This is a genomic window from Streptosporangium sp. NPDC023963, from assembly GCF_040639135.1.
GTDB lineage: Bacteria > Actinomycetota > Actinomycetes > Streptosporangiales > Streptosporangiaceae > Streptosporangium.
Map to the genome: position 1 here is coordinate 25,766 of NZ_JBEZZK010000012.1, position 21,200 is coordinate 46,965.

Annotated in this window: 15 protein-coding genes and 1 pseudogene; 8 read left to right on the forward strand and 8 right to left on the reverse strand. The window is 72.1% G+C overall.

Features of this window, described 5'->3' with window-relative positions; genetic code table 11:
• Window positions 1–320 precede the first annotated feature (320 nt).
• Complete coding sequence (locus tag AB0F88_RS29815; protein WP_362691293.1) at window positions 321–992, reverse strand: response regulator transcription factor; 672 nt, start codon at window positions 990–992, stop codon at window positions 321–323.
• Window positions 989–2,221, reverse strand: coding sequence for a histidine kinase (locus AB0F88_RS29820; protein WP_362691296.1), 1,233 nt, complete (start codon window positions 2,219–2,221; stop codon window positions 989–991). Before AB0F88_RS29820 ends, AB0F88_RS29815 begins: the two co-directional genes overlap by 4 nt.
• Window positions 2,222–2,353: 132 nt before the next feature.
• Between AB0F88_RS29820 and AB0F88_RS29825 the strand changes: the two genes are divergently transcribed.
• Together AB0F88_RS29825 and AB0F88_RS29830 are read left to right on the forward strand one after the other, a co-directional pair.
• Window positions 2,354–2,842: a hypothetical protein gene (locus tag AB0F88_RS29825; RefSeq protein WP_362691299.1), complete on the forward strand. Its 489-nt coding sequence runs from the start codon at window positions 2,354–2,356 to the stop codon at window positions 2,840–2,842.
• Between the two features lie 171 nt (window positions 2,843–3,013).
• On the forward strand, window positions 3,014–3,799 hold the full coding sequence (locus AB0F88_RS29830) for a methyltransferase domain-containing protein (RefSeq protein WP_362691302.1): 786 nt from the start codon (window positions 3,014–3,016) through the stop codon (window positions 3,797–3,799).
• A gap of 64 nt (window positions 3,800–3,863) precedes the next feature.
• On the opposite strand, the pseudogene AB0F88_RS29835 reads toward AB0F88_RS29830, so the two are convergent.
• A pseudogene (locus AB0F88_RS29835) lies at window positions 3,864–4,844 on the reverse strand (RNA polymerase sigma factor); the annotation flags it as partial.
• 318 nt (window positions 4,845–5,162) lie between these two features.
• Window positions 5,163–5,672, reverse strand: coding sequence for a hypothetical protein (locus AB0F88_RS29840; protein WP_362691305.1), 510 nt, complete (start codon window positions 5,670–5,672; stop codon window positions 5,163–5,165).
• 275 nt (window positions 5,673–5,947) lie between these two features.
• On the opposite strand from AB0F88_RS29840, the gene AB0F88_RS29845 reads away from it, so the two are divergent.
• The 3 genes from AB0F88_RS29845 (at window position 5,948) to rox (ending at window position 9,916) form a co-directional block, all read left to right on the forward strand.
• The gene (locus AB0F88_RS29845) at window positions 5,948–7,312 is read left to right on the forward strand and encodes a histidine kinase (RefSeq protein WP_362691308.1); all 1,365 of its coding nucleotides are present in this window, start codon (window positions 5,948–5,950) and stop codon (window positions 7,310–7,312) included.
• On the forward strand, window positions 7,303–7,947 hold the full coding sequence (locus AB0F88_RS29850; RefSeq protein ID WP_362691311.1) for a response regulator transcription factor: 645 nt from the start codon (window positions 7,303–7,305) through the stop codon (window positions 7,945–7,947). The genes AB0F88_RS29845 and AB0F88_RS29850 overlap by 10 nt, the downstream gene beginning before the upstream one ends.
• A 421-nt stretch (window positions 7,948–8,368) precedes the next feature.
• The gene (gene rox / locus AB0F88_RS29855; RefSeq protein WP_362691314.1) at window positions 8,369–9,916 is read left to right on the forward strand and encodes a rifampin monooxygenase; all 1,548 of its coding nucleotides are present in this window, start codon (window positions 8,369–8,371) and stop codon (window positions 9,914–9,916) included.
• A 116-nt stretch (window positions 9,917–10,032) separates the two neighbouring features.
• Here rox and AB0F88_RS29860 read toward each other — a convergent pair whose 3' ends face one another.
• Window positions 10,033–11,676 carry a serine hydrolase domain-containing protein gene (locus AB0F88_RS29860; RefSeq protein ID WP_362691317.1) on the reverse strand — a complete coding sequence of 548 codons (1,644 nt, stop codon included), beginning with the start codon at window positions 11,674–11,676 and terminating at the stop codon, window positions 10,033–10,035.
• Window positions 11,677–12,126: 450 nt separating this feature from the next.
• On the opposite strand from AB0F88_RS29860, the gene AB0F88_RS29865 reads away from it, so the two are divergent.
• A complete protein-coding gene (locus tag AB0F88_RS29865) occupies window positions 12,127–13,965 on the forward strand; it encodes a discoidin domain-containing protein (RefSeq protein ID WP_362691320.1) in 1,839 nt (612 codons plus the stop codon).
• A 138-nt stretch (window positions 13,966–14,103) separates the two neighbouring features.
• On the opposite strand, the gene AB0F88_RS29870 is transcribed toward AB0F88_RS29865, so the two are convergent.
• Window positions 14,104–14,964, reverse strand: coding sequence for an aldo/keto reductase (locus AB0F88_RS29870; protein WP_362691323.1), 861 nt, complete (start codon window positions 14,962–14,964; stop codon window positions 14,104–14,106).
• Between the two features lie 108 nt (window positions 14,965–15,072).
• Between AB0F88_RS29870 and AB0F88_RS29875 the strand changes: the two genes are divergently transcribed.
• Window positions 15,073–15,972: a LysR family transcriptional regulator gene (locus tag AB0F88_RS29875; RefSeq protein ID WP_362691325.1), complete on the forward strand. Its 900-nt coding sequence runs from the start codon at window positions 15,073–15,075 to the stop codon at window positions 15,970–15,972.
• Here AB0F88_RS29875 and AB0F88_RS29880 read toward each other — a convergent pair.
• Complete coding sequence (locus tag AB0F88_RS29880) at window positions 15,965–17,911, reverse strand: serine/threonine-protein kinase (protein WP_362691328.1); 1,947 nt, start codon at window positions 17,909–17,911, stop codon at window positions 15,965–15,967. The genes AB0F88_RS29875 and AB0F88_RS29880 overlap by 8 nt on opposite strands.
• Window positions 17,908–19,866 carry a WD40 repeat domain-containing serine/threonine protein kinase gene (locus AB0F88_RS29885; RefSeq protein WP_362691331.1) on the reverse strand — a complete coding sequence of 653 codons (1,959 nt, stop codon included), beginning with the start codon at window positions 19,864–19,866 and terminating at the stop codon, window positions 17,908–17,910. The genes AB0F88_RS29880 and AB0F88_RS29885 overlap by 4 nt, the downstream gene beginning before the upstream one ends.
• Window positions 19,867–20,179: 313 nt before the next feature.
• On the opposite strand from AB0F88_RS29885, the gene AB0F88_RS29890 reads away from it, so the two are divergent.
• Window positions 20,180–21,067 (forward strand): helix-turn-helix transcriptional regulator, encoded by an 888-nt coding sequence (locus AB0F88_RS29890; protein ID WP_362691334.1) that lies wholly within the window; start codon window positions 20,180–20,182, stop codon window positions 21,065–21,067.
• Window positions 21,068–21,200: the final 133 nt, after the last annotated feature.

Below are 21,200 nucleotides of genomic sequence, written 5' to 3' on the forward strand. Positions count from 1 at the left end.
CCGAGCGCGGGGCGGCTTCCGGCCATGTCATGCGCCTGGCAACTCAACAGGGTGGTCTCACCGGTAAACCCTCCGGGGGTTCACGCGGGTGTCGGCAGCCGGGTCGGCCGCCAGCTGGGGCTTCGGCCTCCACCTCGCCGGTAGCGGCAAGCACGAGAACCGGATCCCGCCGACCGGGCTACCCGTCGGCACCGCCCAAGAAGCCCTCGACCGCGCCTGCGATCTCTACCTCGACTACCGACCCCCGACGAACTTCCGGGCGGGACGGCTACGGTGCGCGAAGGCCCCCGCCGGTCACCACCGGCGGAGGTCCTCTCCGGTCACCACCGGCGGAGGTCCTCGCCGGTACCGAGCCCGGAACGGTGAGCGATGACGGCCAGCGCCGTGCGGTCCCGCGCGTCGAGCTTGGTCAGGATCCGGCTGACGTAGGTGCGTACGGTGGCCGGGCTGATGAAGAGCGCGGCGGCGATCCTGTCGTTGGTCTCGGCATGGCCGATGCGGGCCAGGACGGCGAGTTCCCGTGCGGTCAGAGTGGCCAGCCGCGGGTCCGGCTCGGGAGGTCGCGGAGCCCTGGCGAGACGTTCCATGACGCGCCGGGCGATCGCGGGGGAGAGCACGTTGCCGCCTCCCGCGGCCGTGCGCACCGCCTTGCGGAGGTCCTCCGACGGTGTGTCCTTGAGAAGGTAACCGGCGGCTCCCACGGTGACGGCCTCGACGATGTCCTCCTCGTCGTCGAACGTGGTCAGGATCAGCACCCGCGAGCCCCTCAGGGACTCGTCGGCGCTGATGGCCGCGGTCGCCTCGAGCCCGTCCATGCCGGGCATGCGGATGTCCATGAGCACGACGTCCGGATGGAACTCCCGTACGCGGGAGAGCGCGGCACGTCCCTCCGAGGCCTCGCCGACGACGGTGATGCCCGGATCGTTCTCGAGGAGTGTCCGCAGTCCCGCGCGCACGAGCTCCTGATCGTCGACGATGACCACGCCTATCATGGCGTCCGCTCCAGGGGGAGGACGGCCCGGACCGCGAATCCCGCGGACTCGCGCCCGGCCGTCAGGGTGCCGCCGAGGGTCTCGGCCCGCTCACGCATCCCGGCGATGCCGTGTCCCGGGCCGACACCGTGACTGTCGCCGTCGCCGTCGCCGTCGCCGTGACCGTCGCCTGAGCCGATGCCGTGGTCCGGGCCGCTGTCGCGGACCCGCCCGGGACCGTCGTCGACGACGGACAGACGCAGGACCGCGCCGTCGTCGAGCGCGGTGATGCGGGCACGGGTGCCGCGGGAGTGCTTGACGATGTTGGTGACCGCCTCCTGGACGATTCTGAACGCCGAGGCGTCCACCGTCGCGGGAAGCTCGGCGGTGACGCGCATCTCGATGTCGATCTCGATTCCCGCGGCCGCGGCGTTCTCGCGGAGCGTGTCGACGCTCGACAACGAGACGACCGACCTCGCGTCCTCGTCCGGGGTGCGCAGCAGGGCGACGGTTCTGCGCAGCTCGCCCATCGTGCGGGTGGTGGTGGACTTGATCAGGTCGAGGGCCGCCCGGGTCTGCGACTCGTCGCGGCCGAGCGACTCGCGGGCGACATCGGCGTGCAGGGAGATCACGGAGGTCGTGTGGCCGATCGAGTCGTGCAGATCACGCGCGATGGCCAGGCGTTCGGCGTGCAGCCGGGCGCCCGCTTCCTGCCGGTACCGCTGGGCGGTGAGCTCGGCGATCCGTCTCGCTCCCGCCTGCGCGTTCCGCCGCGATCTCAGGCTGTCTCCCAGGGCGATCGCCGCGGCCATGAGCAGGATGTGCCCGGCCAGTTCGTACCCGACGACGAACGAGAAGTCATCTCCCTCGGCCAGGCGGAAGGACAGCGAGACCGCGATCACGACGGTGGCGGTGACGACGGCGTGGACGAGACGGCCGAACTCGGCCGCCGAGAACAGCGCCGCGGCGACGGGGACCGCGAGCCCGACGGCCGGATGGCCGGCGGCGTAGTAGGCGAACAGTCCCAGGGCGGTCACGGCGAGCACGGCCACCGGGTGGCGTCGCCGGACGAGCATCAGCGCTCCAAGCCCCACGGCCCACAGATGGGCGATCGCGTCAGGGCCCTGCCGTCCTCCCTGGCCCGCGGAGATGACGACCGACACGATGAGGGTGACGCCCGCACCGATCAGGGCGTCGGCCGCCCAGGGCGGAAGCCTCCTCCGCGCCTGCCCGTACCGCTCTTCGATCATGAATTCACCCTACGGCGCCGTCTCGTCGCTCCGCGTCCCGCGTGAGGCGACGCCGACGGTCGCCTCTCGACGTACCGGCATCGAGACCGGAGACGGATGTGCCGCGTCCCGGACGCTTCCTAACGTGAGGCCATGACCTCTCGAAACACCCGGCCGCGTCAACCGCTCGCCCCGGGACGCCCGGTTCTCGGACTTCCCGTGCTCGCCGTGATCGGACTCGCTCTTCTCGCGGCGCCCCGGGTCGTGCTTCACGACCTGGACGTCATCCACGAGGGTACCTTCGTGAACGCCCTGTTCGTCTTCGTACCTCCGGTCGTCTGGATCGCCGTCGCCCTCTGGAAACGGGTGCCCAACCCCTTCCTCACCCTCCTCGTCGTGGGCCTGTTCTACGGCGTCATCCTGGCCGCGGGACATCAGCTGCTCTGGAACTCCGCGTTCGGCGACGACCCGCCCGCGCTCGGCGGAAACCTGAGCGACCTCGACCCGGCCACGCAGTCCGCCGTCCTGCGCCTCTTCGCCGCGATCAGCAGTGTCTTCACCGGCGTGATCGTCGGAGCGATCACCGGCCTCGTCGCCTGGGGACTCGGCAGGGTCGTTCCCTCCGGCTCCCGGACGCCCTGAACGGGACGCGGCCCTCCCGGTGTCCCGGACCGGGCGTGACCCTTCCTGCGCGCCGAACGGGACGCGTGTCTCCGGCAGCGTGACGAACGGCGTCCTCCGCTGTTCAGGGGCCCCCTAACGGCCCGGTCGAGGCTCTCCGGTTCCCGGAAGGGCGTGTCTAAACTGGTTCTCATGATCTCTCGGAGCGAACTGTTCGCGGGTGCCGCCACCTACTACGCGCGTTACCGGCACGGCTACGAAACAGAGATCATCGACTACATCGCGGACATGCTGGACCTCGACGACCGGGTACGGGTGCTGGACCTCGGGTGCGGTCCGGGCACGCTGGCGATCCCCCTCGCGTCCCGGGCCGGGGAGATCCTGGCCGTGGACCCCAGCGAGGAGATGCTCGCCGAGGGGGCCCGGCGGGGCACGCCCGGCATCCGCTGGCTGCGGGGCGACTCCTCGACGCTCGGGGAGCTGCCCCTCGGCCCGGTCGACCACGTCGTCATGGGCCGGTCCTTCCACTGGATGGAGCGCGAGCGGGTGCTCCGGTACTTCGACGGGCTGCTCCCCGCGCACGGCGCGGTCGTCCTCGCCGGACCCACCACCGACCCGGTCGATCCGCCCTGGGAGCCGGTGGTGCGGGCCGTACGGCAGACGTTCGGCCTGGAGTGGCGGGCGAACAGCGAGGAGTACGCCCAGAGCGGGCGGCACCACCAGGAGATGCTGCGCGAGTCGGCGTTCCACCGGCTGAAGTCCCGGTGTTTCACCCGTACGGCCCGGCAGTCCGTCGACGACATCGTGGGGTTGCAGCTGTCGTTCTCCTACTCCTCGCCCGCGCGTCTCGGCGAGCGCCTGCCCGCGTTCACCGAGGCGGTGCGCGAGGCACTGGCCGCGGCGAACCCGTCGGGGGAGTGGCAGGAGGAGGTCGTCACCGAGATAGTCGTCGCGCGCAGGTCGCGGCACGGGTCGTGACGGCACCCGCCGAGCGGCCCGGACGGCGATCGGCCCGGGCGCCCGGCGGGGGCCGGGAGACCGATCAGGTCAGATAGTCGCGCAGGGCCCGCGAGCGCGAGGGGTGGCGCAGTTTCGTCATGGTCTTGGACTCGATCTGCCGGATGCGCTCGCGGGTCACCCCGTAGGCGCGCCCGATCTCCTCCAGCGTCTTGGGCCGGCCGTCGCCGAGCCCGAACCGCATCGCCACCACCCCGGCCTCACGCTCGGACAGCGCCTCCAGGATCGTGTGCAGCTGCTCCTGCAGCAGCGCGGAGGCCACCGCGTCCTCGGGGGTGATCGCCTCGGAGTCCTCGATGAGGTCGCCGAACTCGCTGTCGCCCTCGGTGCCCAGCGGGCTGTGCAGGGAGATCGGCTCTCGCCCGTACCCCTGGACCTCGACGACCCGCTCCGGGGTCATCTCCAGCTCCACGGCCAGCTCCTCGGGGGTGGGCTCGCGGCCCAGGTCGGTCGTCATCTGCCGGTGCACGCGCGCCAGCTTGTTGATCACTTCGACCATGTGCACGGGGATGCGGATGGTGCGGGCCTGGTCGGCGAGCGCCCGGGTGATCGCCTGCTTGATCCACCAGGTGGCGTACGTGGAGAACTTGAATCCCTTGGTGTAGTCGAACTTCTCCACGGCGCGGATCAGCCCCAGGTTGCCCTCCTGGATCAGGTCCAGGAACAGCATGCCCCGGCCGGTGTGGCGCTTGGCCAGCGACACCACCAGGCGCAGGTTGGCCTCCAGCAGATGGTTCTTGGCCCGGTGGCCGTCCTCGGCGAGCCACTCGAGCTCCGCGCGCACGTCGGGCTGGAGCCGGTCGCCGTCGTTGAGCCGTTCGGTGGCGAACAGCCCGGCCTCGATGCGCCTGGCGAGCTCGACCTCCTGCTCGGCGTTGAGGAGGGGGATCCTGCCGATCTGCTTGAGATAGTCCTTGACCGGGTCGGTGCTCGCCCCGACGGTCGCCTCCAGGGCTGCGGGCGCCTCGTCGTCGTCGGTCAGGATCAGGTCCTCTTCCTCAACCTCGACAACCTCAACGGTGCCTTCCACGGTGGCGGCTTCCATGGCGTTCACACCTTCCCCAGGTCTGGTCAGATACAACAACCCGTGCAGTTCAAGGTACGTCCCGCGACGGTGTGCTGCGGCGCCTGGCTCGCCGTCGCGTCCTTCGCTGGGAGCGGAGAGCTCCGGCGCCGGGAGCTCTCGCGAGGGGCGCGGCCGTCCCGTTCGGCGCCGGGCGGCCGCCGGGCCGCCTTTCCGGTGGGGGGAGGCGGCCCGGCGGATCTTCCGGCGACGCTGCGGGCGTTGCCGTGACGACGGGCGTACGGGGGAGGGGAGGCCGGATCAGGTGGGGAAGTCGTTCGGGTTGACGCCGGTCGTCCGGGCGTTTCCGCCCCTGACCGGGTTGAGGGTCAGGGTCCAGATGGTCGAGCTGGACGAGGTCGTGGTGAACCTCAGCTTGCTGGTGAAGCGCTGGTAGGAGGGGGAGCCGGTGAACCTGCCCCGGGAGGTGCTGTACCGGTAACCGGAGGTGAAGAAGATCGTGTAGGTGCCGTCCCTGACGTCGCGGACGTAGGCCGTCGACCGGGCGCGGACGTAGACGCTGATCGCCTTGGACCTGCCGCGGACCAGCGTGACGACGGCGTCCCTGCCGGCGCCGTTCTTGATCTTCAGCGTGCCCCGCCCACCGCTGATGCGGTCATAGAGGATCTTTCCGTTGCCCGGTCGCGCGGCGGCCTCGGTCGAGGAGACGGCGACGGTTTCCCGGGCCGAGGCCGCCGCGGGGGCGGCGACGGAACCGGCCAGCAGAACGGACGCGAGGGCGGCTCCCGCGAGATGGCGTAAATGAATCATTGCGTAAATATGACCAATTCCTGGTTGCCGGTCAAAGCAATTCGCGAATGCAGTGACTCTTTGGGTGCTTTGTATAGGTATTTGGATCCTTAGGCGAGCGCTCGGGCGGTGTATCGGGCTCCGGGGTCCTCCGGTCCGGGGCCCCGCCGGTTCCGGAGCCGGTTCCGAGCCGCGGCATCGCCCGGTTTCGGCGGTCGACGTCGCCTCCCGGTGGTCTTCGAGGGGCGGGGCCCGTGGTCTTCGGGGGGCGGGGGAAGGTCAATACAATTCGTCTGATGTCGATGACCCCGATGACCCCGAGGATGAAAGTCATGCCGTGGCCGGTGCCCCGATCCGCGCGGGCCGGGACGCCGGTCGGGCGGGCCGCCCGGCGCGTCGCGGGTCTGGTCGCCGGGGGCGTGACGGGTGTCGCCGAGCTCGGCTTCCTGTGCGTCGCGGGCGGGCTGCTCGCGGTCCTGGCGGCGTGGCCCGCGGGCCGGCGCGCCGCGCGGCGCTTCGCGGCGGCGGGAACGGCACGGCTGGTCGCGCTGGAACGCGCCCGGTTGGCGGCGTGCTTCGACCACGGCGCCGGAGCGTGGTCCGGCCACGGCGCCGGAGCGTGGTCCGGCCACGGCGCCGGAGCGTGGTCCGGCCACGGCACCGGAGCGTGGTCCGGTCACGGCACCGGCGGGGAACCGGCGAGGAGCGCGTACGGCTACCTCGCCCTGCGGGCGGCGTTCGGCACGTTCGCGAGCCTTCTGACCTTCACCGCTCTCTTCGTCGGCCTGCTGTTCCTGGCCGGCGGTGTCGGGGAACTGCTCTCCGGCGCGTCGTCCCCGGTCCCGCTGCGGTATCCCGGCGTACGCCTGACGGTCGACAGCGGGCCGCTGGGCACCGCCTACGGGGTGGTCCTGCTGGGGCTGGCCGCGCTGTGCGGCGCGGCGACGGTGGCCGCGGAGCGGCGGCTGGTGGCGTACTTCGCCGGTCCCGGGGAGCGGGAGGCGATGCGCCGCCGCATCGCGGAGCTGACCGCCACCCGCAGCGGCGTCGTGCGGGCCGTCGACGACGAGCGGCGGCGCATCGAGCGTGACCTGCACGACGGCGTCCAGCAGAGGGGCGTGGCCCTGGGAATGCTGCTGGGCCGGGCTCGGCACGGCGCCGACCCGGCCGCGGTCGCCGCCCTCGTGGACCAGGCGTACGCGGAGTCGCGCCGCCTCCTCGACGAGCTGCGCAGTGTGGCCTGGCGGATCTACCCGGCCGCGCTGGACGAGCTGGGCCTGCGCGAGGCCCTGGCCGGGGTGGCGGAACGGGCGGGCGTGCCGGTGACCGTCCGCTACGGTCTCGCGGAACGCCCGGTGTCCGAGATCGAGACGGCCGTCTACTTCGTGGCCCGCGAGGCCATCGCCAACGCCGCGAAACACGCGGGTGCCGGCGGCGTCCTGGTGGTCCTGAGCGAGGACGAGCACGCGATGACCGTGGAGATCTCCGACGACGGCCGGGGCGGGGCGGATCCCGCCGGTGGCGGGCTGTCCGGGCTGGAGCGGCGGGTTCTGGCGCTGGACGGCGCCTTCGAGGTGGACAGTCCCCCCGGTGGCCCGACCAGGGTCACGGCGACGCTGCCCCGCGGCGGGTCCGAACGCCCGGAGCCGTCATGCGGCTGATCCTCGCCGATGACTCCGTACTGTTCCGCGAGGGCCTGGTCCGTCTCCTGGAGGAGGCGGGTCATGAGGTGGTGGCGGCGGTGGGTGACGCGGCGGGGCTGCTCGAGGCCGTGGACGGGCACCGGCCCGACGTGGCGATCGTGGACGTGCGCATGCCGCCGGGCCAGGCGGGCGAGGGGCTGCGGGCCTCGCTGACGATCCGGGAGCGCCGGCCGGACGTGGGCGTGCTCGTGCTGTCGCAGTACGTCGAGACGGCCTACGCCGCGCGGCTGCTCGCCGGAACCCCCGAAGGGCTGGGGTACCTGCTCAAGGACCGCGTGACCGAGGTGGGTGAGTTCCTGGAGTCGCTGGAGCGGGTCCGCGCGGGCGGGACGGTCTTCGATCCGGAGGTGGTCCGGCGGCTGCTCGCCCGCACCACCCGCACCGACCCGCTGAGCAGGCTCACCCGGCGGGAGTCCCAGGTGCTGGAGCAACTGGCCCAGGGTCTCGTCAACGCCGCGATCGCCGAGCGTCTGCACGTGTCGCAGAGCACGGTGGAGAAGCACATCAACGCGATCTTCGACAAGTTCGGGCTGTCGCGCACCCCCGGCTACAGCCGGCGCGTCCTGGCCATCCTGCGCTATCTGGACGGCTGAGCGGCGGGGACGCGGGTTCCGCGGCTCGGTGGGCGGCTCCGCGCCACCGGAACGGCATCGGTCGTGCGGTGTCCAACCTCGATCATTCGAGGCGCCGGTCGTCGTCGCCCGCGACCGGTTCGCGCGGTGGCCACGAGCGAACCTCGTCGGGGCGGCGCCCACCGAGATCAGGGCCGCCGCGCCGGATTCGCCCCGCCGCCGCACGGGCCCGTCCGGAGCCGTGATCACGTGGCTGGAAAAGGGTTGGACGGGGTGATGCCCGGGCTTGTAACTTGCGGTTGGCCGCGACACCGCCCGAGGAGGTGAGATCCATGAACGCTGTAGCGATGTGGGTGCTCCCCCTTGCCGTCACGGTCGGGCGATTGACGTAGGTGTCGCCGGGAGCGCCTCGACAACAAGGCACTCCCGAAAGGCAACACCTATGCACTCTCCGCAGGTCACCGCCGAGCCGCCGTCGAACGACAGGGGCGAGCACGACTCCACGGCGGGCGACGCCCCCGGAGTTCTCCGGTCGCCGGCCTCCGGCGCCGACCGCGCGCCCCTCACCTTCGATGTGATCATCGCCGGGTGCGGGCCGACCGGTGCGGTGCTGGCCGCCGAACTGCGGCTGCACGATGTGCGGGTACTCGTCCTGGAGAAGGAAACCGAGCCCGCGTCGTTCGTCCGCATAGTCGGCCTGCACATCCGCAGTCTCGAGCTGATGGCGATGCGCGGGCTGCTGGATCGCGTTCTTCCGCACGGAAGACGGCGTCCGGCCGGCGGTTTCTTCGCCGCCATCCCCAAACCCGCGCCCGAGGGCCTGGACTCCGCGTACGCCTATCTGCTGGGCATCCCGCAGCCGGTCGTCGAACGTCTGCTCGAAGAACATGCGAAGGAACTGGGCGCGCGGGTCCGGCGCGGTTGCGCGGTGGCCGGTTTCGAGCAGGACGACGAGGGTGTGACCGTCGAGCTGGCCGGCGGGGAACGGCTGCGTTCGCGCTACCTCGTCGGCTGTGACGGCGCGCGCAGTACGGTGCGCAAGCTGCTCGGCGTCGGCTTCCCCGGCGAGCCCTCGCGGAACGACACGCTGATGGGCGAGATGAAGGTGGGTGTGCCGCAGGAGGAGGTCGCCGCCAAGGTGGCCGAGATCGGCGAGACCCACCGGCCGTTCTGGCTCAGGCCCTTCGGCGAAGGGGTATACAGCGTCGTCGTCCCCGCCGCGGGAGTCGGCGACCGCACGGAACCGCCCACCCTCGAAGATTTCCGGCAACGGTTGCGCGCCGTCGCCGGAACCGATTTCGGCGTGCACTCCCCGCGCTGGCTGTCCCGCTTCGGGGATGCCACCCGGCTGGCCGAACGTTACCGGGTCGGGCGGGTGCTGCTGGCCGGCGACGCGGCGCACATCCATCCGCCCATCGGCGGTCAGGGCCTCAACCTGGGCGTTCAGGACGCGTTCAACCTCGGCTGGAAACTGGCCGCGCAGATCCGCGGCTGGGCGCCGGAAACACTGCTGGACACCTACCAGGCCGAACGTCATCCGGTCGCCGAGGACGTGCTGGACAACACCCGCGCCCAGACGGAACTGCTGTCCGCCGAACCGGGCCCGCGGGCCGTGCGCAGGCTGCTCACCGAACTGATGGACTTCGACGAGGTGAACCGCCATCTGATCGAGAAGATCACCGCGATCGGCGTCCGCTACGACTTCGGCGAAGGCCCCGACCTGCTCGGCCGCCGCCTGCGCGACATCGACGTGAAACAGGGTCACCTCTACGGTCTGCTGCGTCGCGGCCGCGGCCTGCTGCTGGACCGCACCGAACGCCTGACCGCCGGCGGCTGGTCGGACCGGGTCGACCACCTCGCGGATCCCACCGCGGTACTGGATGTTCCGTGCGTCCTGCTACGCCCCGACGGCCACGTCGCCTGGATCGGCGACGATCAGCAGGACCTGGACGACCACCTCTCCCGCTGGTTCGGCAAGCCCGCCGGCTGATCTCGCCCGAGCAGCGGTCGTCCCCGCCGCACCACCGCCGGAACCCGGTCCGGTCCCTCTCGCGGGCCTGTCGGGATCGCCGGGCGCATCGGGCGCACCGGGCGCGCCTGATGCGCTCACCCGGCGCCGGGCGCGGGCGTCCGGCGCGCCCGGACCAGGTGACCGATCCGTGCGACGACCAGGACCACGCAGGCCCCGGTGGTGAGGACGAGCCAGACCATGAAGGACGGGTAGATGTAGGCCACATGCGTCCAGGTGGTGTCCTTTCCCCTGGCCAGCATCCCGAAGACGTCGGTGATCGTCAGGCACAGCACCCCCGGCAGCGCGTACGGCAGCAGCCGCGCCGCCGCGCGCCACGCCGGGTGCCCGGCCCGCCGCGCCGCCCACCGGCGGGAACGGGCCAGCCCGCGGCCCGCCAGCAGGAGCGTCACGGCGGCGGCCGCCGCGATGGCGAGATCGACGATCAGGTACGGGGGGATCGAGGGGGGCGCCTCGGGCTCCTGTCCCTCGGCCATGGCGACCAGCGCGTCCGCGACGGCGTCGCTGTCGGCGTACGCGGTGCCGGTGTTGGCCATCACCACGATGCCGTACCCCGACCGGGGCAGGAGCGTCTGCTGAGCCGTCGCGGTGAGCAGGTCGCCGCCGTGCGCGACGACCGGCGAGCCGTTTCTCGTCGTGCCGATCGCCCAGCCCAGGGCGTAGGAGTCGTTGATCCTGGACGGGGTGCGCATCTCGGCGACGCTCGCCGCGGAGACGACGCGGACACCGCCCGGTCCGACCCCCTCGCCGCTCTGCGTGATCATCCACCGGGCCATGTCCCTCGCGCTGCTGATCACCCCGCCGGAGCCGTTGCCGAAGCCCGGGGGCTCGGGAAGGGCGAGCGTGGCGCCGAGCAGGTGGAGGTGGCCCCGCGCGCTCGCGGGGAGGTCGCGCTCGGTGTCGATCGTGGTGCTGTTCCGCATGCCGAGCGGGCCGAACACGTGCGTCCGGAGGTAACCGGCGAAGGGCATGCCGCTCGCCACCTCGACCAGTCGCGCGGCGACCTGGAAGTTGGTGTTGTGGTAGCTCCACCGCGTGCCGGGGTCGGCGGCCAGCCTCGCCCCCCTCAGCCGCGCCACGGCCTCGCGGAGTGATCGGGGCTGGGGCAGGCTCCTCTCGGGAAAGGCCTCGTCGGCCATGCCCGAGGTCTGGTCCAGCAACTGGCGGACGGTGATGCGGGCCGCCCGCGGATCGGCCATCACGAACTCGGGGAGCCGGACGCGCACCGGTTCGTCGAGCCTGACCGCTCCCTTCTCCACCAGTTGCATGACGGCCAGGGAGGTGAAGGACTTGCTGAGCGACGCGGTCGCCATGGGGGTGTCCGCCGTGACGGGATCGCCGGAGGAGGTACGGCCGTAGCCGGCGACGTGGACGACCTCGTCCCCCTTGGTGACGGCGACGGCGACCCCGGGCAGTCCGGTCGCCTCCCGGTAGGCGTTCACGAAACGGTCGACGGACGCGGGGCCGATCTCCCGGGGGGCGGTGTCCGTCCCCGCCGATGACACCGAGGACGCCGTCGCGAACGGGGCCGGCGCCGAGGACGCCGTCGTGAACGAGGCCGGCGCCGAGGACGCCGCCGCCGAGGAGGCCGGCGCGAACGGGGCCGGCGCGAACGAGGCCGCCGTCAGGAGGGCCGTCGCGAGCATGACGGCGCGGGCCACCGGGCGGCGCCCGGCGAGGCGCCGGGGGAGCGGGCCGTTTGCGATCTTGAATTCGGGCACCAGTCGACGTTACGAACACCGTCCCGCCCGGACCATTGTGAGATCCCTCCGCGTTCCCCTGCGAAAAACCACAGGTTCCCCGGCACCGGGGTGCCCTGCCGCCCCGCACCTCCGGGCCGCGGGAGACCCGCGACGCCGGGAAACCCTTCGACGCTGGACAAGAAACATCGGACCGTTCCAGGAAGGTGCGCCCGCTCGCGGTCCCGGCCGACTCGCCTGTCGACCCCTGTCGGTCGATATATCGCGTAAAGCCATACTGTAGGCATATTTTTGCGAAAAGAAGTAGAAACATTGCGGACATCTGTCCGCCATCTTATGGTGTGCACAGCGCCGTTCGCCGATCCTCCCGGCGACGGCGGTATCCTCTCCGCCCCCCACCCGGCTGGATCGCGGTGACCGTACGCTCCGCCGGCCGCGGCGATCCGGCCCCGCGTGACGAAGGGTCAGCCGATGAAGACATCCGACCAATCTGTCAGCCGCTTACGCCATACCGGGCGACGCGCCCAGATCGTCCTCGCGCTCCTGCTGGCCGCCCTGTGCTGGGCCGGAGCCCAGGCACCGCTCCCGGCACGTGGCGCGGCCGTCCCCGAGCAGTCTTCCAACGTCCACCTGTTCTACTACTCCTGGTACGGCAACCCCCAGACGAGTGGTGAGTGGCGGCACTGGCAGCAGGGCGGCCACACCCCGCCCGGCGACGTGGGCGCCGACCTGTACCCCAGCCTGGGCGCCTACGACTCGGGCGACCACGCGGGCGCCGTCACCAGGCACATGGAGTGGATCAAGCAGGCCGGGGTCGGCGTCATCGTCTACAGCTGGTGGGGCCGCGACAGCTTCGAGGACAGGCTCACCCAGGGCGTGATGGACGCCGCCGCGCGGTACGGCGTCAAGGTCGCCTGGCACCTGGAGCCCTACGGCGGGCGCACGGCGGCCTCCACCGTCGAGGACATCCGCTACATCAACACCCGTTACGGCTCCCACCCGGCCTTCTACCGTGACGCCGAGCACGGCGACCGGGCGGCGTTCTACGTGTTCGAGAGCCTGAGGATCACCGACTGGGCCGCGCTCGACCAGGTCACCGCGGGCAACATCGTGCTCGCCCAGACCACCGACACGTCGAAGATCGCGCACTTCTCCGGCATGTACACCTACGACGGGATCGCCGGCGCCACCGCGCCCGGCTGGGCCAACGCGAGCGCCTACGCCAAGCAGCACAACCTGATCTGGGCGCCCTCGGTGGCCCCCGGCTACATCGACGACCGCGCGGTGCCCGGAAACACCACCCCGACCCTCGGCCGCGCCGACGGCGCCACCTACGACCTGGAGTGGTCCAACGCCCTCGACCCGGCCAAGGGCGGCCTGCCCACCTGGGTCTCCATCACCTCGTTCAACGAATGGCACGAGGGCAGCTCCATCGAGCCCGCCGACTCCACCCCGCCCGCCGGGTTCGGCTACCAGACGTTCGACGGCGCGTATGGCAGGACGGGGGCCGCGGCCGAGACCGCGTACCTGGACCGGACGAAGTACTGGGCGACGGAGTTCGAGACCCGCAGGGCCGGCGGCACGCGCGACACCCAGCCCCCGACCGCGCCGGGCGCCGCGCGCGCCGTCCCGGCGTCGAGCACGAGCATCACGGTGGGCTGGAACGCGGCCACCGACAACGTCGGGGTGACCGGCTACGACGTCTACCGCGAGGCGGGCGCCACCGACGTCAAGGTGGGCAGCACCGCGGGAACGTCGTTCACCGTCACCGGCCTCACGCCGTCGACCTCCTACGGCTTCTACGTGGTCGCCAGGGACGCCGCGCAGAACACCTCGCCGCCCTCCGGCACGGTGACCGCGACGACCGGGCCCCCGCCCGGGTGCTCCCCGGGCACCGGCGACCTGGCCCGCGGCAAGTCGATCACCGCGAGCAGCACCACGCAGAACTACGTGGCGGCCAACGCCGTCGACGGCGACGCGAACACCTACTGGGAGAGCGCCAACCACGCCTTCCCCCAGTCGATCACCGTCGACCTCTGCGCGCAGACCTCCGTCGGGCGCCTGGTGCTGAAGCTGCCGCCGTCCGCCGCCTGGGGCACGCGCACCCAGACGCTGTCGGTGCAGGTCTCGCCCGACAACCACTTCGAGACCGTCGTGCCGTCGCGGGGTCACGTCTTCAACCCGGCCACCGGCAACACGGTGACCATCACCTTCCCGGCGACGACGAAGAGGTACGTGCGGCTGAACATCACCGGCAACACCGGCTGGCCCGCCGGGCAGCTCTCCTCGTTCGAGGTCTACTCCTCCTAGACGCCTCTCGTACGCGGACGGCCGGGCCGGCACCGGAGCGGTGCCGGCCCGGCCGGAGCGCGCTTCCTCAGGCCGCGTCTCTTCAGGCCGCGTCGAGGCCGGGCCGCTTCAAGGTGCCGAGGCCGGGCCGCTTCGAGGTCAGGCCGCGTCGAGGCGGGACAGCTCCTCGGCCGACAGCTTCACGTCGACCGCGCCGACCGAGTCACGGATGGTCTCCGGACGCGAGGAGCCCGGGATCGGGATCACCACCGGCGCCTTGGCGAGCATCCACGCCAGGCACACCCGCTGCGGGCTCACCCCGTGGGCCCGCGCGACGTCCTCGAACACGGCGAACCGCGAACCCAGCTCGCCGGCCCGCGGGATCCCGCCCAGCGGGCTCCACGGCAGGAACGCGATCCCCAGCTCCGCGCACAGCTCCAGCTCGGGCTCGCTGGAGCGGAACGACGGCGAGAACTGGTTCTGCACGCTCACCAGCCGCCCGCCGAGGATCTCGTTGGCCTGCCGGATCTGGTCGGGGTCGGCGTTCGAGACGCCCGCGAAACGGATCTTGCCCGCGTCCAGCAGGTCGCGGATCGCCCCGACCGACTCCGCGTACGGGACCCTCGGGTCGGGGCGGTGGAACTGGTAGAGCCCGATGGCCTCGACGCCGAGGCGGGCGAGTGACGCGTCGCAGGCCTTCTTCAGGTGGTCCGGCGAGCCGTCCAAGGTCCACGAGCCGTCGCCGGGACGCACGTGGCCGCCCTTCGTGGCGATCAGCACGTCGGACGTGTCGCCGCCGTAGCCGGCCACCGCGCGGGCGATCAGGGACTCGTTGTGACCGACCTCGTCCGCGCCCACGTGATAGGCGTCCGCGGTGTCGATCAGCGTCACGCCCGCCTCCAGCGCGGCGTGGATCGCCGCGACCGAACGCTGCTCGTCGGGGCGCCCCTCGATCGACATCGGCATGCCGCCGAGACCGATCGCGCTGACCTGGACGTCGCCGATGCGGCGTGTCTGCATGGAAGTTCCTCCTCGGAGATCGGTTGGTACAGAGTTCACCCTCTCCTGCCCCGATTAAGCTGTCCAATAGAAGAAACTGATGCCTTTCAGCGATCCTGGTGATGAATCATGGAACTACGGCAGCTGGAGTACTTCGTCGCCGTCGCCGAGGAGTGCCACTTCACCCGGGCGGCCAACCGGCTGCGCGTCGCCCAGTCCGGCCTGTCGGCCTCGATCCGCTCGCTGGAGCGCGAGCTGGGCGCCTCGCTGTTCCTGCGCAGCACCCGGCAGGTCGAGCTCACGCCCGCCGGAAGGGCGCTGCTGGTCGAGGCCCGGCGGGCGCTGTCGGCGACCGACGCGGCCAGGGACGCCGTCGCGGCGGTGCAGGGCCTGCTTCGCGGAAGCCTGGCCATCGGCTCGCTGCAGTGCCTGCACGCGGTGCACCTGCCGGCAGTGCTCGCCCGCTTCCTCGCCGCCTACCCCGGCCTGGAGATCCGGCTGCGCCAGGGGGGATCCGGCGAGCTGATCGAGCAGGTGCGCGCCGGACGGCTGGACCTGGCGTTCGTCTCCCGCCCGGCCCGCTGTCCCGACGACATCGTGGTCGGGCCGCTCGCGGACGAGCCGCTCGTGCTCGCCTGCGCGCCCGGCCACCCGTTCGCGGCCAGGGAGAAGGTCGAGCTGCCGGAGCTGCGGGCGGAGCGGTTCGTGGACTTCCAGCCGGACTGGGGCACCCGGGACCTGGTCGACGACGTGTTCGCCGCCGCGGGCGTCGAACGCCGCGTCTCGCTGGAGGTGAACGACGTGCACTCGCTGCTCGACCTGGTGACCTTCGGGCTCGGCGTCGCGCTCGTGCCGCAGTCCTTCGCGGTCAAGACCGACCGGGTGCGCTTCGTCGGGCTCGCCGGGGCCGTGCCGGCCTGGGAGACCGTCACCGTGACGGGCGACCCGACGAGCGCGGCGGCGGCCGCGCTGCTGCGCGAGGTCCACGAGGCGAGGAGCGGCCGGACCGCGGCGGAGCCCGTCATTTGAGCGTGTAGTAGAGGCCGATCTTGCTCAGTTCCGTGGCGGGGCCGTCCGCGAGGACCCGCACGACCTTCCCGTGCAGGTCCAGCAGGACGACCTTCACGGTCTTCCCCTCGGTCACGGTGGCGAGGAAGTGGCGGTCGCCCAGCCAGCCGCTGAAGGTCGTCCCTTTCCTGATCGGGACGACGGCCCTGCGCTCCGCCGTGGCGGCGTCCCACACGCAGACGTCCTGGGGCCTGTCGTGGCAGCGGGTCGTGAAGACCGTCCCGAGTGAGGTGGCCCGGACGTCGTCCGTGACCAGCCGGCCCACCTTCGGGACCGTCCGCAGCGGCGTGCCGTCCAGGCGGTAGAAGCGGACCGACCCGTCCGGTCCGGTGTGCAGGACCGAGGCCGCGCCGGCGCCCCAGACGTAGTCGGAGCGGTGGTCGTCGTCCCGCACCCGGAAGACGCGGGCCGTGCGCGAGGCCACGTCCACGATCACGAAGCCCCGGGAGCGCTGCTCCTCCTCGATTCCCTCGTAGATCGTCAGCAGGATCCTCGTCCCGTTCCGGTCCCAGTGCGGGTTGAAGGTCGTCAGCGGGGAGTCGACGGTCCTGATCTGGGTCTCCGGTTCTCCCTCCGGACCCACCAGCCGGATCAGGTCGAACCCCTCCAGCGTGAACTTGTTGTCCGGGTTGACGGCGACGCGCGCTCCTCCCGGCGCGGACACGGCGGTCATGAACGTCCCCAGGAACGTGAACTCCGCGGTGTCGTCCCGCCGAAGGAAGACGGGGGAGCCGCCGGCCCCCTTGCGTGAGTCCCGGTAGGTGGTGACCCGCTCCGTGTCCGCGGGGTTCTCCCTCAGGGTGATCTTCGTTCCGGGGATCCGCAGGTCGGTGGTGGAGGTGGTGGGCATCGTCCCGATCGGCGGTCTCGCGGGCGGGGAGGGGGTGCCCTCCGGGCCGCTCGCGACCACCTTCGCGGGCTCCTCCGTCCCCGCCGCCCGGACCGCGAGGACCGCGACGCCGGAGGCCGCCGCGAGCGCCAGCGCGGCGAGGGCGGCGACCACCGGACGCGAGGAGCGCCGCCGTGCCGGCGGGGGAGCGGCCTGCTTGCGGCCCTCGCCGAGCGCCTCCTGACCCGTCCCGTACGACGGCCGCTCGGCCGGATGGCCCAGCAGCCGCAGCAGCGCCGGCATGGCCGCCGGGCGCGCCCGCGGATCCTTGGCCAGGCACTCGCCCACCAGCTCGCGCAGCTCGTCGTCCAGGGAACCGAGTACGGGCTCCGCGTTCAGGATCCGGTGGATCACCACGGGCACCGGGCCGGTCCCGAAGGGCGGTTCCCCCGTCGCCGCGCACACCACCGTCGACGCCCACGCGAACAGGTCGGCCGCCGATCCCGCCTCGCGCCCGTCGAACTGCTCGGGCGCCATGTACGGAGGGGTGCCGACCAGGTGGTCGGAGGCCGTCACCGTGGCGTCCAGCGCGCGGGAGATGCCGAAGTCGATCACCCGGGGGCCGTCGCGGGCGAGCAGCACGTTCGCGGGCTTGAAGTCGCGGTGCACGACGCCCGCCCGGTGGATGGCGGCCAGCGCGGTGACGGTCCCGACCGCGAGCCTGCGCAGCTCGGCCCCGCGCAGCGGTCCCCGCTCGTCGATCACCTGGGCGAGGCTGGGGCCGTCGACGTACTCGCTGACGATGTACGGCATGCCGCCGGCCTCGCCGTGTTCCAGCACCTGCGCGGTGCAGAAGGCCTCCACCCGGCGGGCCAGCTCGATCTCGCGGTGGAAGCGCGCCAGGGTCTGCTCGCCGCCGCCCCTGCCGAGCACCTTCACCGCGACCCGTGCCCCGGTGGGGGACTCCGCCAGGTACACCGTCCCCTGCCCGCCGCGGCCGAGCCTGCCGGTGATCCGGTGCGGCCCGATGCGGTCGGGATCGCCGGGAGCCGGCGGCAGGACCCGGGTCATCCGGCCGCCGCGGTGAAGCTCAGGAGGGCGGTGTCGCCCTTCTTGAGGTCGGCGAGGACCCGGACGGACTTGCCGTACAGGTCGACCACCTCGATCTTGGAACCCTTCTTGACGGGGTTCTGGAGGAGCAGGTGGTTGTTGTTGAACCAGCCCACGAACCGGGTGTTCTCCCTGATGTCCATCGTGTAGCGCCGGTGGCCGCTCAGCGTGTCCCACACGCATACGGTGTTCCCTTTGGGGCATATCGTGGCGAAGAGCGCGCCCGAGGGGGAGAACCAGGTGGTGTTGCGCGGCTGGCCGACCCAGTGCATCGTCCGGGTGGCCTGCCCGTTCGGGCCGTAGAAGTCGACCCCGTGGCCCTTGCCGTCGTAGTATCCCCGCGCGACCGAGCCGTCCGGCGCGAACGTGACGGGAAACGTGTCGGCTCCGACGGACTCGGTGCGCACGTGGGTGGCCCTGCGCGCCGCCACGTCCACCACCACGAACCCGTCGGACTTCTCCTCGTCCGTGTCCCGTACCGACAGCAGGACCTTGGAGCCGTCCTTCGACCACACGGGGTTGTGCCCCTCCCTGGGCCGCTCGACGGTCGGGACGTCGAACTGGGCGCCGTTCCTCAGGTCGCGGATCCTCAGGTAGTCGAAGGACGAGTCGGCGAACTTCCCGATCGGGTTCAGCGCCACCAGGTCGCCCTGCGGCGACAACACCGGCTGCATGGCGCTGGCCACCTGTATGAACGTCTCCTTCCCCCTCTCCCTGGCGAACGAGGCGAAGGGCACCTTGATGTTCACGTAGCCGCCCAGCTTGACCGGGTCCTTCGGGCTCTCGTGCAGGGTGATGCCCGTCCCCGGCAGCTCGACGTCCTCGGTGGTCTTCTCCACCGACTCCCAGGGCGCCGTGGTGACGTTCGGGCTGAGCTGGGGCTGGGGGGTGAAGGCCGGGGCGAGCGCGCCCTGCGCGGTGCTCCGGGCCGGGCGCGGAGCGGCCGCGGGCGCGGGCGCCGGGTCTCCCGACACCGCCAGGTAGACCGCGCCACCGGAGACGAGGGCGACGGCCAGCGCGCCCGCGACCAGCAGCGCGGGCCGGGCGCGGCGCAGCGGCCGGGTGGCGGGAGCGCCGGGCGCTGAGGACGCTGAGGGATCGAGGGGCGCCTGGTCGGAGGTGAGGAACCCGCCGACCAGGCGGAGCAGGGCGTCGCTCGCGGTCGGCCGCCGCGCCGGGTCCTTGGCGAGGCAGGCCGTGACCAGCCCGCGCAGGTCGTCGGGGAGCGCGCCGAGGTCGGGCTCGTCGTTGACGATGCGGTTGACCGTGCCCGACATCGTCCCGGCGTCGAAGGGGGAACGGCCAGAGGCGGCGAAGACCACGGTCGCCCCCCACGAGAACAGGTCCCCCTCGGGCCCGGGGGAGGTGCCCATGAGCCTCTCCGGCGCGCTGTAGGCGGGGACGTCGACCTTGCGGGTCGTGCTGGACGCGGTCGCCTCCAGCGCCCGCGCCATGCCGAGGTCGATCACCCGTGGCCCGTCGGGGCCGAACACCACGGCACCGGGACGCAGGTCGCCGTGCACCGTACCCGCCTGGTGCAGGGCGACCAGGGCGGTCATCGTCCCGACGGCCAGCCGGTGCAGCGCGGCCGCGCCCAGGACGCCCTCGGAGGTCACCGCCTCCCGCAGCGTGGGACCGTCGACGTACTCGCTCACGATGTACGGCCTGTCGCCGTCCACCCCGCCGTCGGGCCCGCTGTCCAGAACCTGCGCCGTGCAGAAGGCGGGTATCTCCCGCAGCGGCTCCATCGCCTCCCGGAACCGCTCCGGGCTCACGTCCGCGGGGAGCAGGCGCACGACCACCCGGTCTCCCGAGGGGGCCGTGGCGAGATAGACGTCCTCCCCGAGCCGTCCGACGACCTGGTACTCGCCCACGCGTTCGGGATCCCCCGCCCGTACGGGGTCGATATCGGGCATGGTCTGGCTTCCTCTCCGAGGAGTCCATTCGAGATCACCAATTATGAGGATTCGGCATCATAAAGTGGAGAATTCGGGAGAAGAGACGCGGACTTCTCCGGGCGCCACGCTCACGGGTACGGCCGGGTGGATGTCGTCCGCCCGAGGCGTGGCCCGGGTTCCGGTGAACCTGCTGTTCCGTATGGGAATGGCCTAAATTCGGGCCGCGGTGTCCTCGTCTCACTGCGGGGAACGGCCCCGACGTGAAAAGCTCGACCATTCACTGGGCGACCGGTCGCGGTCGAAGGGGGCGAACTTGCGCGTTGTTCGGGCGATGAGCGAACAAGCCGATGGCCAGAACCCGGATCACCGGCAGGCCGGGCCCACCGTGGTCCGCATGCTGGTGGGCGCGCAGCTCCGGCGGCTGCGCGAGAACGCCCGCATCACGCGCGAGGAGGCCGGGGAGGCGATCCGCGCGTCGCACTCCAAGATCAGCCGCCTGGAGCTGGGGCGGACCGGCTTCAAACAGCGTGACGTGGCCGACCTCCTCACCCTCTACGGGGTCGTCGCCGACGACGAGCGCGTCCCGCTGCTCGCCCTGGCGGCGGAGGCCAACAGGCCCGGCTGGTGGCATGCCTACGGCGACGTGGTTCCCCCCTGGTTCGACGCCTTCCTCGGGCTGGAGCAGGCCGCCTCCCTCATCCGCGGCTACGAGGTCCAGTTCGTCCCCGAGCTGCTGCAGACCGAGGAGTACGCCCGCGCCCTCATCCGGCCCGCCTGCGCCGGCGCCCCCGAGTCGGAGGTCGAGCGCCGCGTCGCCCTGCGGATGGCGCGCCGGCGGCTCCTCACCCGGCCCGAGCCCGCCACGCTCTGGATCGTCGTCGACGAGGCGGTGCTGCACCGTCCCGTCGGAGGCCCCAAGGTGCTGCGCGACCAGCTCCGGCACCTCACGGAGATCGTCGAGCTCGGCCACGTCACCCTCCAGGTCATGCCGTTCAGCGCCGGCGCGGCCGCCGCGGCGACGGGCCCCGCCACCATCCTGCGCTTCCCCGAGGGGGAGCTGCCCGACCTGGTCTACCTCGAACAGCTCACCGGAGCCCTCTACCTGGACAAGCTCGCCGACGTCGAGCGCTACTGGCACGTCATGAACCGGCTGGGGATCGAAGCCGAGCAACCGGCCGCGACGACGGATCTCCTGCACCGCGTCATCAAGGAGATCTGAGGCCACCCGAGCCCTTCGGAGCCCTTCGGAGCCCTTCGAGGAGACCCGGGCCTCCCGGCCCGGGAAGGAAACCGGGACGCGGACCGGCCGCAGGGGGCGCGAGGAGACGCGAGGAGACGCGAGGAGATCGGCC

Excerpts from the sequence above, each read along its gene's own strand:
- AB0F88_RS29815 (WP_362691293.1), bottom strand. The coding sequence starts at position 992 with ATGATAGGCGTGGTCATCGTCGACGATCAGGAGCTCGTGCGCGCGGGA.
- AB0F88_RS29820 (WP_362691296.1), bottom strand. The coding sequence starts at position 2,221 with ATGATCGAAGAGCGGTACGGGCAGGCGCGGAGGAGGCTTCCGCCCTGG.
- AB0F88_RS29825 (WP_362691299.1), top strand. The coding sequence starts at position 2,354 with ATGACCTCTCGAAACACCCGGCCGCGTCAACCGCTCGCCCCGGGACGC.
- AB0F88_RS29830 (WP_362691302.1), top strand. The coding sequence starts at position 3,014 with ATGATCTCTCGGAGCGAACTGTTCGCGGGTGCCGCCACCTACTACGCG.
- AB0F88_RS29840 (WP_362691305.1), bottom strand. The coding sequence starts at position 5,672 with ATGATTCATTTACGCCATCTCGCGGGAGCCGCCCTCGCGTCCGTTCTG.
- AB0F88_RS29845 (WP_362691308.1), top strand. The coding sequence starts at position 5,948 with ATGTCGATGACCCCGATGACCCCGAGGATGAAAGTCATGCCGTGGCCG.
- AB0F88_RS29850 (WP_362691311.1), top strand. The coding sequence starts at position 7,303 with ATGCGGCTGATCCTCGCCGATGACTCCGTACTGTTCCGCGAGGGCCTG.
- rox (WP_362691314.1), top strand. The coding sequence starts at position 8,369 with ATGCACTCTCCGCAGGTCACCGCCGAGCCGCCGTCGAACGACAGGGGC.
- AB0F88_RS29865 (WP_362691320.1), top strand. The coding sequence starts at position 12,127 with ATGAAGACATCCGACCAATCTGTCAGCCGCTTACGCCATACCGGGCGA.
- AB0F88_RS29870 (WP_362691323.1), bottom strand. The coding sequence starts at position 14,964 with ATGCAGACACGCCGCATCGGCGACGTCCAGGTCAGCGCGATCGGTCTC.
- AB0F88_RS29875 (WP_362691325.1), top strand. The coding sequence starts at position 15,073 with ATGGAACTACGGCAGCTGGAGTACTTCGTCGCCGTCGCCGAGGAGTGC.
- AB0F88_RS29880 (WP_362691328.1), bottom strand. The coding sequence starts at position 17,911 with ATGACCCGGGTCCTGCCGCCGGCTCCCGGCGATCCCGACCGCATCGGG.
- AB0F88_RS29885 (WP_362691331.1), bottom strand. The coding sequence starts at position 19,866 with ATGCCCGATATCGACCCCGTACGGGCGGGGGATCCCGAACGCGTGGGC.
- AB0F88_RS29890 (WP_362691334.1), top strand. The coding sequence starts at position 20,180 with ATGAGCGAACAAGCCGATGGCCAGAACCCGGATCACCGGCAGGCCGGG.